Origin of the sequence: Bradyrhizobium sp. Leo170 (genome assembly GCF_004296405.1) — a bacterium.
Classification (GTDB): Bacteria; Pseudomonadota; Alphaproteobacteria; order Rhizobiales; family Xanthobacteraceae; genus Bradyrhizobium.
This window is the reverse complement of sequence record NZ_PSRR01000317.1, coordinates 1-10,118: the sequence shown is the minus strand read 5'-3', so window position 1 is coordinate 10,118 and position 10,118 is coordinate 1. Positions and strand designations below refer to the sequence as shown.

Sequence of the window (10,118 nt, the reverse complement as noted above, 5' to 3'; positions counted from 1 at the left end):
CCCCGGACCCGCTTCCACCACGAGTGGACGGCCTTCGCGCGTTCGCAACTCGCTCATACCATGGAAGATTGATACGAGATGATTTGCTGCGGTCCGATTGAAAAAACGCGCCTCCGCTCGGGGTGAATTCTCGAAGTTGCGCCAATCCACACTTTGAATCACTTAGCGTTCTCCTTATGCGGCACCAAGCCTCGGCTGAGAAAGCCTACCGCTTTGGACAGCCCTGCCACAAAAGATTGAGTTGCATCAGAGCCGCTCAGGCCGTTGGTCATAGCGAACAGATCGGTTTGCCCTGATCATAAAACAGTACCAAGATTGCCAATTCTGACTGTACCATCGCGCCATGGCTGTCCTCCCCATCCAACTTGATCGTGCCAGAAGGACCCCGCTGGCTGCCCAGATCTATTGCGCGATCCGAGAGGGCATCGAGGACGGGCGGCTCGCCGCGGGCGCACGGTTGCCCTCTTGGCGCGATCTGGCCGCTCAGCTCGGCGTCTCCCGCGGCACCGTGCGTGTGGCCTACGAACGTCTCATCACGGAGCAATTCGCGATCGGTCTCGGGCCGGCAGGAACGCGTGTGGCCGAGCGGCCGTCCCGATCCTCAACGCCCGAGTGGTCGCGGGAAGTCCCGCCTCTACCGGACCTCTTCCATGAGTTCGGAAGCGCGCCGCTGGCGTTTCAGATGGGCGTGCCCTCTCAAGATGCCTTCCCGTTCAAGCTGTGGTCGCGCATCCTGACTCGTGCGACCCGCGGAGCCGCGGCGGCGCCGGTGGCGTATCCGGATCCGCGTGGCGACCCGGAACTGCGCAAGCAGATCGCGGCTTACTTGGGGCTGGCCCGCGGCATTCGCTGCAGTGCCTCTCAGGTGCTCATAACGGGCGGATTCTCCGGCGCGCTCGGTCTGGCGATCCAAGGGCTTCAGCTTGGAAGGATGGGCGCTTGGATCGAGGATCCAGGTTTTCCGCTCACGCGCACTGCGCTGGGCTTGGCCGGCATGTCTGTGGCAGCTGTCCCGGTCGATGCGGAAGGCCTGGATGTTGCCGCCGGCATCCAGATTGCCCCCGGAGCGGCACTGGCAGTTGTGACACCAGGTCAGCACGCGCCGCTCGGAATGACGATGTCGTTGCCGCGGCGGCTTGCCCTGCTCGCCTGGGCTCGGCGGAGCGACGCCTGGATCATCGAGGACGATTACCTGAGCGAACTGCAACTGAAGGGACGGGCGGCTCCGGCTCTTGCATCCCTCGATCATGGGGGACGGGTGCTGCACATCGGCAGTTTCAGCAAGACGATCAGCCCGGCGCTGCGCCTGGGCTTCATGGTCGTGCCGCCGGAACAGGGTCATCGGTTCGGTGAGGTCGCTGCTTGCTTGGCGCCGGCACCGGCTGCGGCCGTGCAGCGCGCGGTGGCGGAGTTCCTGCGGGAAGGGTGTTATCTTCGCCATCTGCGCCGCACGAAGCGCCTTTACGCCGCCCGACGGGAGGCCCTGCTTCATTGCCTGGGAGAGACGGCGTCTGACCCGGTAAAGGTGCAAGCAACCGCGGGTCTGGCAGTGATTCTGTCCCTTCCCGATTTTGCGTCAGACGTAGACATCGCTTCGCGCGCCCTACAGTTCGGCTTGGCCCCCGCCCCCCTGTCACCGTGGTACATGCAGTCTTCCCGACAGCAAGGATTATTGCTCGGCGTGACCAATCTCAATGAACGGCGCCTGCCGGCGGATTGTCGTCGGCTATTGGAGTTGACCCGATAACACTGCAACTGAACATCGATGCCAACTCTCTCTATGGTACATTGACAGTTGCCACTCTTGGTACTGTTTCCGATCAGGCTGCTCGCTATCTCGGGTGAGTAGCACCCAGTTGACATGATCCACCGCACCCTCCATTCGTGGGGAACACTGCCTTCTTCTGCGCAATCGTTCCGCTTTCGACTGCCCAGCCCGCTACCTGGAGGGCCAAACAAAGTCGAACCTGTTAGGGAGCACGTGATGCGAACTTTCTCAGCAGTGGCACTATTTGGTGCAGCACTTATGTTAGTAGCGGTCGAAGTGTCGGCTGCAGGTGCACACGAGAACGAAACCGTTAAGCCGGTTTTTCAGCATGCGATTCCAAATATCCCCGGCAAGAAGTTGGTCGCCGTTGTCGTGAGCTATCCACCCGGCGGGAAATCCGCGCCGCATCGCCACGCCAAGTCGGCCTTCATCTACGCTTATGTGCTCACCGGCGCCATTCGAAGCGTGGTGGGGAACGAGCCCGCCAAGGTCTACCAGGCAGGCGAGAGCTTCCACGAGGAACCCGGAGCGCATCATAGGGTCAGCGAAAATGCCAGCGCGACCGAGCCCGCCAGCCTTTTGGCCGTGTTCATCGTCGATGCCGCGGACGAGCCATTGACGACACCAGACCAGAATTCAGAGTCGCGATAAAGCCTGCGAAGCCGATCATCCTCGTAGGATGTTCGCGGCTTGTAGGAAATGGTCAAGCGCAGGCGCAGTGTTTGAAACTCGGCGAGGACCAGAAACTGACTCATGTCCTAGCAAGGAGCCCAACATGGCAAATACTCCTGTCGGCAATGCGACCGACGGCCTAGCTCCTCCCTCCATGTTGGCGTGGCGAGTACACGAATTCGGACCGCCGGAAGCGATGATTCTCGAGAAGATACCCAGACCGGTTCCTGGCCCGGGTGAAGTCCTTATCGAAGTTCACGCTGCGGGAGTTGGTCCCTGGGACGGCTGGATCAGGGCCGGCAAGAGCGCGTTGCCGCAGCCTCTTCCGCTTACGCTGGGCTCTGATCTGTCCGGAACAGTCGCGGCTCTGGGCTCGGGTGTTTCCGATATCGCCCTTGGGGAGCAGGTTTTCGGCGTGACCAATAGCCAGTTCCTTGGCGCCTATGCAGAGTACGCGGTGGCCTCTGCTGGGATGCTCGCGAAGAAGCCAAGCTCGCCGACTTATGCGGAAGCGGCGTCAGTTCCCGTTGTCGCAGTCACGGCGTGGCAGGCTCTATTCGACCATGCGCACCTCCAAGCGGGTCAGACGGTAGTCATCCACGGAGCTGCAGGAAACGTCGGAACCTACGCGGTTCGGTTCGCTCGTCGCGCTCGGCTGCGCTCCATCGCGACCGCTGGGACCAAAGACATCGGATATGTACGGTCTCTCGGAGCGGACAAGGTATTGGACTATCATGCCCAACGTTTCGAAGATGCGGTGAAGGATGCCGACGCGGTGCTCGATCTGGTTGGAGGCGAGACGCAAGAACGTTCATTTCAGGTTCTTCGCCCGGGCGGCAAGCTGATTTCTGCGGTATCCCAGCCTGACCAAGCCCGCGCAAGACACCACGGTGTCACCGCAGCGTTTTTTCTCGTAGAGGTGAGCACCGAGCGGTTGCGCGGCATTGCCGACCTTATCGATCGCGGTGAACTGAAAACCCATGTCGGCATGGTTCTCCCTTTCGCCGGTGCGCGAGACGCTCACATGATGTTGGAAGGTCGGTTGCGGCCGCCGAAAGGGAAGATCATCCTCAACGTAGAAGCGGCAGGCGAAGTCCCCGCGTCCGCTTGAATTCGGCTTACTATGAGCCTGGCGGCAAGCAGGCGTGAAGGCGGCAGGGGGTCCCCACGCAGGTCGAGAATACGCGTCCCAGCGGGCGCGGATACGCATGTTACGCTTTTCGTCTGCCGTCAGGATCAAGGCTTCGTCTTCGAATAGATTGGCGCGCGGACTGCGTTCGGCAGTAGTCAAAGCGAACCATTAGCGAGATGCGGTTTAGTATCGGCTTGATGCCCCGGCTTTTTGAACGAAGCTAAGCTAACTTGCCGCAGTCTGGCAGTGGTCGTTTCGCTTCCCCGAGTTTGCGTTGGACATGGACATCGCGTCCCGCGCTTTACAGTTCGGCTTGGCACCGACGCCCCTTTCACCATGGTACATGCAGCTTGCTGCTCGGCGTGAACGGCGGCTGCGGGCGGACGGTCGTCGGCTGTTGGGTGGCGCGATAGCACCCATGGAAGCATGTCGGTCCGTTTCCATGCGGTCCTCAGCATCAACGTCGTTCGCGGCGGAAAAGCTCGACTGGGTCGAACGGCAGCGGCCTGACCGTTGTATGGCTCCAGTCCACGCATGGACTGCCTCCGGATTGCAAGCTGGTAAATAGGCGCGCCGTCATTTTCATCCCTGCCTAACCGTCGTCTTCCTGCAGCACAGAACGCACACGTTGAGTTAGTTCGGATAGGCGGAACGGCTTATGAATAAGTCGAAACTCGTCGACCGCTGCGTGACGTTCGAGCACATCGTCCGCGTAGCCGGAAGTAAGCAGTATCTTGATCTCGCTGCTCCGTCGTTTCGCTTCGCGTGCGAGCTCAACACCATTCGGTCCATTCGGCATTACGATATCGCTCAAGAGTAGGTCAAATTCCTGACCGCTCTCGAGAATCCGTATGGCTTCGGTGCTATTGTGGACACAGAGAACCCGATACCCGGAGGTGGTCAGCATTGCTGATGTGACTTCCACCAGATCGTCATCGTCGTCGACCAAGAGAATTCGCTCTGAGCTTCCACGCACAGCTCGAGTTTGCTCGGTTTCCAGCTCGGCATGAGGCTCTTGTGTGGCTTTAGGCAGGTAGAGCGCGATCGTGGTGCCGGCATTGGGCGCGCTGTCGACCGTAACATACCCGTTGGATTGCCGGACAAAGCCATAGACCATGCTAAGACCGAGGCCGGTGCCTTTGCCGACTTCCTTGGTCGTAAAGAAGGGCTCGAAAATCCGATCCCGAATCTCGGGAGCCATCCCGTGGCCTATGTCGGCGACGGTCAGCCTCACATATGGTCCGGCCGGGCACTCGGCTACGGCTCCCTCATCGAGGACGACGTTCCGCGTCTCGATCTCGAGCACGCCGCCACCGGGCATCGCATCGCGACCGTTTAGCGCCAGATTGAGGAGGGCTGTCTCCAGCAGGGATGGATCGACCTGGCACAGCCATAGCCGCTTGTCGGTTCGCATTCTGACCTCGCATCCTCCTCCGACCGCCTGACGGACGAGCCCCTCGAATTCAGAGATCAGCTCGTTCGCGTTGACCAGTTTGGGGTTGAGTTTTTGCCGGCGGGAGAAGGCGAGGAGCTGTGCGGTGAGCTTCGCTCCCCGATCAGTCGCGCGTCGCGCCGTTGCGGCGAACCGACGGATATTGCCGTCATCCGCCGCGCCCTCGATGAGCTCAAGGCTTCCCGAAACGACGGCAAGCAGGTTGTTGAAGTCATGAGCAACGCCGCCCGTGAGTTGTCCGACGGACTCCATCTTCTGGCTCTGATGCAGTTGCTCCTCAATGAGCTGGCGCGCTTCCTCAGCATGCTTCTCCTCCGTGATATCTCGGAAGAAGATCGCGAGACCCTCGCCCGAAGAGAACGCGTTGATTGCATACCAGAGGCCACGCCGAGGGCAGTGTACTTCGAACGAAACCGGACGGCGGCCCGACATGGCTTTTCGAAACTGGCTGAGGACTTCCGTGTTGGAGGCATCCAAAAGGACCTCCTGCAAGTTCATGCCAATGAGTTCTCGCCCTTCGGCGATCTGCGTCCAAGCCCTTTGGTTGAAGAAGCTGATGCGCCAATCGCGATCAATGATGACGACGCTGTCGGTCGTGCTTTCGAAGACCATCGTGAGCCGGGCCGCGGCGTCCTCCGCTCTCTCCTTCGCGTCGGACAATTCCCGCTCACGACGTTCCAGCGCGTCGACCATGGTATTGAAAGCGTCGGCGACCTGCGCGATTTCGGACTTATCTCGGATGTTCACGCGGCGGGAGTAGTCGCCGAGCCGCCATTGGTTGGCGGCATCGAGCAATAAACCAAGCGGGCGATGAATGAACTGCCGGGCCCCAAGCAGCGTCAGAACTAACACCATCATGGCACTTAAGGTGATTAGCAGGATGTCGTGTCGCGTGCGACGCTGGATCTCGGCAAAGGCCCCCATCTTATCGAGGCCAAAACTGACGCGCAGCCCTCCGGAATCGGGCCCGAGACCGGAGAAACCAACAATTCTGTCGACGCCGTCGACGTCAATCAAATCTGCCGTAAGACCGTGGCCAAGAATCGGTTCTTTCTTGCCAACAAACTTGCCGTTATCGGGATAGCGGGCAAGGTACGTGCCGTTGCGATCCGTGATCGCCAGCGCCGCTCCCGCTGGAACATCCATCCGTGCAATGTAGTCTGCAAGCCAATCAAGGCCGAGGGGTGCGATAACGACCCCGCCTATTCGACCGTCCTCTCCATAGAAGGGCAGCACAAAATGAACGAGCTTCCGGTGAATTGAAAGACCGGTCGAGAATTCTCCCACAGTAAACGCACCGGTCTTCAACGCCTCCGCAAAGTAGGGCCGCCCGGAGACATTGACCGGCCTACGATCACTGTCGGTGTCGCAGAAAGGTTGGCCATTCTGGTCGGCAACCAGGAAAGTGAGGAATGCCGGAAACCGCGATTTCATCCCTGCCAGGGCCACATTGCACGCTTTGCTGTCCTTCGCCTTGATCGCCGGAAGTTCCGACAGCGCAATCAACACTTGCCGAATGCCCTGAACGATCTGCTGCTGCTCTTTGGCGGCGAGTTTAGCCAGGTTGAGCGCCTGGTTCTGTACTTCGACCTGGCGCGTGCGGCGCAGCTCAACTTCATTGTACCCTTGGATCGCAATCGCGGGCAGCAATGCGACCGCAAGAAGCATCCATAGGCGTGAAAAGATTGTCATTCGAGGGCACCCTGATCATAGCGAGCGTGCGGATGCCGCATAGGCCATCCTGCAAATTGGTCTGTACATCTCGACAGTTCGAAACATTCGCCTGCGATGCGATCGGGACCGAACCGGTGCCCTTCGGCTTGCCGGCGAAGCCAAAGCCAGAAATCGAAGGCATGACGACTGCGTCCTCCGCGCATCCGCCATAGCGCCTACGATCCTAAGCGGGCCCACAGTTTTAAGCAGCTCGAATACTGAGCCGGGCGATCCATGTCTATTGATCAGCGGAAGGGCGTTCGAATGACGCGAGCGGACGTGGGTGAAGTGATTGTCTAGTCCATCAATCATCGTCGTGAATTGCGGAAGGGCTCCGAACTTGGCTTCGGCTTTTCGCCAGTCGCAGTCCGTGCCCCACTGGCGCATCTACTTTCCAAGCGCAGCCTGCGGCCTATTCCGAAAGCTGATCGCCATGCAGTTATAGGCGTTCATCAGGCGATCGCGATCGTGAGATCCACGCGTATCCGCCTGGTCCCTCATTCACCTGGGAGCACGGTGGCGAACATAGGAGCCGATCCAGCGTAGGTATGGGAAGCCGACGCGGCGCCCGGCCTATAGTCAATAGCCACAGCGACCGGTGATTTGCCGAGAATATTGGGTATAGCCTTTTGGAAGTGCGGCGTTACCGGTTCGCCGACGCCGCGGGCAGCGACCGGCATTGCAGTGGCAACGGCGACAGCGGTAACGGCCGCGCCGACGATAGATCGCATTGTCATGACCGCGCTCTCCTTGTTGCATCCTTGCCCCGGATAAATGCTCTCGCTGCGTCCGGAAAAAGCACCAAGAACGGACAAAAATCGTGTACCGTCGAGGCTGCCAGATTCAACTCTGCTGTGGTAACGTCGCACTTTTCAGCTTGCACCTCGGGAATTGCTTTAATCGCGCGCTGTCGTCGCCAACAGATCACCCGCCCGGAGTCGGTAACCCGCCAAAGGCGCTACTCGGTGGATTGGTTTCGACTGATAGATGGTCGCTCGTTCGGGCTTATCATCGGGCATGAGCGCGAATTCCGGCGCGGAATGCCCTTCGAATTCGACGTGGGACCGATCCCGGCGACAATACGCATTATGTTAACGAAGGACATGGCTTTCGATGTCCCTCCTGCAGCACGGCTGGTTGATCTCAAGCTACCAATCAAAATTGCGGAAGGCGCGACCACCAATGTGAGGGCGGCCCGGGTGAGAGTGGTTCGAAACCTTCATGGCGTTCTCCTGTAACAGGAGATGGCGCATATTGGGCTAGGTGTGCGCCTGCCCGAATGGGGCCGAAGCCCTCTTGTTACGGAGAAGCAGTGCTGCCGCCTTCTCGAACAGCCGATGTAGCCTGTTCAACTAGCTCCACAACGGCGTCAGCGTGCGACAACATGACGGCGTGTGAGGCACCTTCAATCGTGACGGTCTTCTTCGATCCCGCGCGTTCCGCCATAAATCTCAGCAGGTTAGCCGGAATGCTGTTGTCCCTCGTTCCAAAGATGAACCAGGACGGAATGGCTCTCCAGGCTGCAACATCAGACACCTCCGTCATGGCGCGTTCCCCATCGGGCGCTGTGTCAGGGCCAGCAGCTTCGTTTCAGTTTCCGAGAGGTCAGCCGCATACTGTGCCCTGAACTTGTCAGGTTGAAAGTACAGGTCCCGGCTACCGTCCGCGAGCAGAATGGGGGCCGCCGTGTTCGCCTCGACGGTGCTGCCGGGAAAGCGGCGCAACAGCGTGGCCACGCTCTCCCCTACATCCGGCGCGAAGGCGGCCACATAGACCAGCGCCTTCACGCTTTGGTTGCCATTGGCCGCGTTGGTGATGACCGCACCGCCGTAGGAATGACCGACTAGAATAATAGGGCCATCAATCGTCTTGAGGATGGAAGAAATATAGGCGGCATCGCTACTCACTCCACGCAACGGGTTCGGAGCCGCGACCACTTTGTATCCCTTGGTGAGCAATAGTTCGAGGACAGGTTTCCAGTTGGACAACGACTCAGCGAATGCGCCATGCAGGAGAACTATAGTGATCGTGGGTAGGTCAACCATCGATTTGGCTCCGTCAATCAGTTGACGCCCGCCTCCGACGAGAGAGAGCCGGGGTGTACCGGGCTAGGTCGCCGCGGTATTCAGCCGGTCCTGTGGAGTTTCCAAACCGCGGAACATCTCGCGGATTTTGCGGCTTAACGCGCTTTTCTTTGGCGCGTTCCAAAGACGCGCGAAATTATTTTTAGAACTCGGCCCGCATCCGCCTTTTTTGTGCATGAGGTTTAATTTTATTCATCGACACCAAGTGACAGATGAATTGCTATCACATCGTCGCAATCTCCCGAGGCTGAATTTTTCCTGCTTCAGAATCCAGAAGCCTGCGAAGGCTCCGATCATCATTGCCATTGCTTATGGCGGATCGCCGACGAGTTGATCAAATGGCCGGTCGATGTCTTCTTCTGGCCGATGCTAGCGAAAGGGCTTGAGGTGCCGAGCGAATAATGATTCCTGCTGAAGAGGTGGCAGGAGGGGGCGGCAGGACCGAGATCGGAGGGCAGCTCTCTTCTGAGTTTGACCCTCGACGAGATGATCCCGACTGACCATCTGTTGCGACGGATCACTTGCGCGTCGTTGTCGGCGCATTCGCGCTCGCCTACGGCGTCTGGCGCTTCTTCGAACCGTCTGCGCGTAGCGCATCGCGGAAGATGCTGATTGAACTCCCGAGCCGGGCTGGCTTTTCGATCAGCCCCGGCATAGGTCAGACGAGATCGTGTGGCATTCGATGACGAGAGCTTGAGCCCCCCTCTCCGCTCCTAAGCCGGAAGTTGCCCCGGTGCGCTGTATCTCCCGGCGTCAAGATAAGAGACAAAAGAAATGGCACGCATTTTCGGGACTAACGCGGCGAGTCAAAAATACGGAAACATCAAAAGAATCAAAATCTATGGCGGAGAGAGTTGGAGTCAGACTCACGATTCATGATCGTGGAGCTGAATTCCAAGCATCAACCGGCGCAGATGCGCCAGGCCGTCGTCAATGATGCCGACAAGACCGAAGGCAAGGATCGCGACCTGGTGCATGACGACTCCGGGACGCTCGGGCTCGCCGACGACAAAGATCTGAACAGGGACGATAAGGACTTGGCAATGAAAGATCGCTGAAGGCAGGGTAATCGTTGTGGCAGTGGGCGGCCCCTGACATCGGCGAAGCCATCGCGCGTTGCGCACGGCCGAGAGCGCAATGTCGTGCTTGGTCGCTCGCTAGCAAGAGGCGCTGAAAGGATTGCTGGCGAGCTTCCGTCCGAACGTTGAGCCGGCTCGACGTTCCGGTGAATGATGCGGTCCCGCCCTTACTGACGCGTGCTAGCCAGCGGGAGAACAGGCTGCCCCCTTTACAGGC

At 59.3% G+C, this 10,118-nt stretch carries 7 protein-coding genes and 2 pseudogenes; 4 read left to right on the top strand and 5 right to left on the bottom strand.

Annotated features, from left to right (window positions below; translation table 11 throughout):
* The first annotated feature begins 343 nt into the window (after nt 1-343).
* From pdxR to CWO89_RS34775, 3 genes are all read left to right on the top strand, one after another.
* Nucleotides 344-1,747 carry a MocR-like pyridoxine biosynthesis transcription factor PdxR gene (gene pdxR / locus CWO89_RS34785; protein WP_130582959.1) on the top strand — a complete coding sequence of 468 codons (1,404 nt, stop codon included), beginning with the start codon at nt 344-346 and terminating at the stop codon, nt 1,745-1,747.
* A 237-nt stretch (nt 1,748-1,984) separates the two neighbouring features.
* Nucleotides 1,985-2,419, top strand: coding sequence for a cupin domain-containing protein (locus CWO89_RS34780; RefSeq protein ID WP_130582958.1), 435 nt, complete (start codon nt 1,985-1,987; stop codon nt 2,417-2,419).
* Between the two features lie 124 nt (nt 2,420-2,543).
* Nucleotides 2,544-3,551: an NADP-dependent oxidoreductase gene (locus CWO89_RS34775; RefSeq protein WP_463701113.1), complete on the top strand. Its 1,008-nt coding sequence runs from the start codon at nt 2,544-2,546 to the stop codon at nt 3,549-3,551.
* A 613-nt stretch (nt 3,552-4,164) separates the two neighbouring features.
* Here CWO89_RS34775 and CWO89_RS34770 read toward each other — a convergent pair.
* The 5 genes and pseudogenes from CWO89_RS34770 to CWO89_RS34750 form a co-directional block, all read right to left on the bottom strand.
* The gene (locus tag CWO89_RS34770) at nt 4,165-6,717 is read right to left on the bottom strand and encodes an ATP-binding protein (protein ID WP_130582957.1); all 2,553 of its coding nucleotides are present in this window, start codon (nt 6,715-6,717) and stop codon (nt 4,165-4,167) included.
* Nucleotides 6,718-6,785: 68 nt separating this feature from the next.
* Nucleotides 6,786-7,116, bottom strand: a pseudogene (locus CWO89_RS34765) (epoxide hydrolase N-terminal domain-containing protein); the annotation flags it as partial.
* Between the two features lie 9 nt (nt 7,117-7,125).
* A pseudogene (locus tag CWO89_RS49765) lies at nt 7,126-7,217 on the bottom strand (carboxymuconolactone decarboxylase family protein); the annotation flags it as partial.
* Nucleotides 7,218-8,037: 820 nt separating this feature from the next.
* Nucleotides 8,038-8,283, bottom strand: a complete 246-nt coding sequence (locus tag CWO89_RS49760; RefSeq protein WP_130582956.1) for an alpha/beta fold hydrolase — start codon at nt 8,281-8,283, stop codon at nt 8,038-8,040.
* Nucleotides 8,280-8,783 (bottom strand): alpha/beta fold hydrolase, encoded by a 504-nt coding sequence (locus CWO89_RS34750; protein ID WP_130582955.1) that lies wholly within the window; start codon nt 8,781-8,783, stop codon nt 8,280-8,282. Before CWO89_RS34750 ends, CWO89_RS49760 begins: the two co-directional genes overlap by 4 nt.
* 914 nt (nt 8,784-9,697) lie before the next feature.
* Between CWO89_RS34750 and CWO89_RS34745 the strand changes: the two genes are divergently transcribed.
* Nucleotides 9,698-9,880, top strand: coding sequence for a hypothetical protein (locus CWO89_RS34745; RefSeq protein ID WP_130227191.1), 183 nt, complete (start codon nt 9,698-9,700; stop codon nt 9,878-9,880).
* Nucleotides 9,881-10,118: the final 238 nt, after the last annotated feature.

Excerpts from the sequence above, each read along its gene's own strand:
- CWO89_RS49760 (WP_130582956.1), bottom strand. The coding sequence starts at position 8,283 with ATGACGGAGGTGTCTGATGTTGCAGCCTGGAGAGCCATTCCGTCCTGG.
- pdxR (WP_130582959.1), top strand. The coding sequence starts at position 344 with ATGGCTGTCCTCCCCATCCAACTTGATCGTGCCAGAAGGACCCCGCTG.
- CWO89_RS34770 (WP_130582957.1), bottom strand. The coding sequence starts at position 6,717 with ATGACAATCTTTTCACGCCTATGGATGCTTCTTGCGGTCGCATTGCTG.
- CWO89_RS34780 (WP_130582958.1), top strand. The coding sequence starts at position 1,985 with ATGCGAACTTTCTCAGCAGTGGCACTATTTGGTGCAGCACTTATGTTA.
- CWO89_RS34745 (WP_130227191.1), top strand. The coding sequence starts at position 9,698 with ATGATCGTGGAGCTGAATTCCAAGCATCAACCGGCGCAGATGCGCCAG.
- CWO89_RS34775 (WP_463701113.1), top strand. The coding sequence starts at position 2,544 with ATGGCAAATACTCCTGTCGGCAATGCGACCGACGGCCTAGCTCCTCCC.
- CWO89_RS34750 (WP_130582955.1), bottom strand. The coding sequence starts at position 8,783 with ATGGTTGACCTACCCACGATCACTATAGTTCTCCTGCATGGCGCATTC.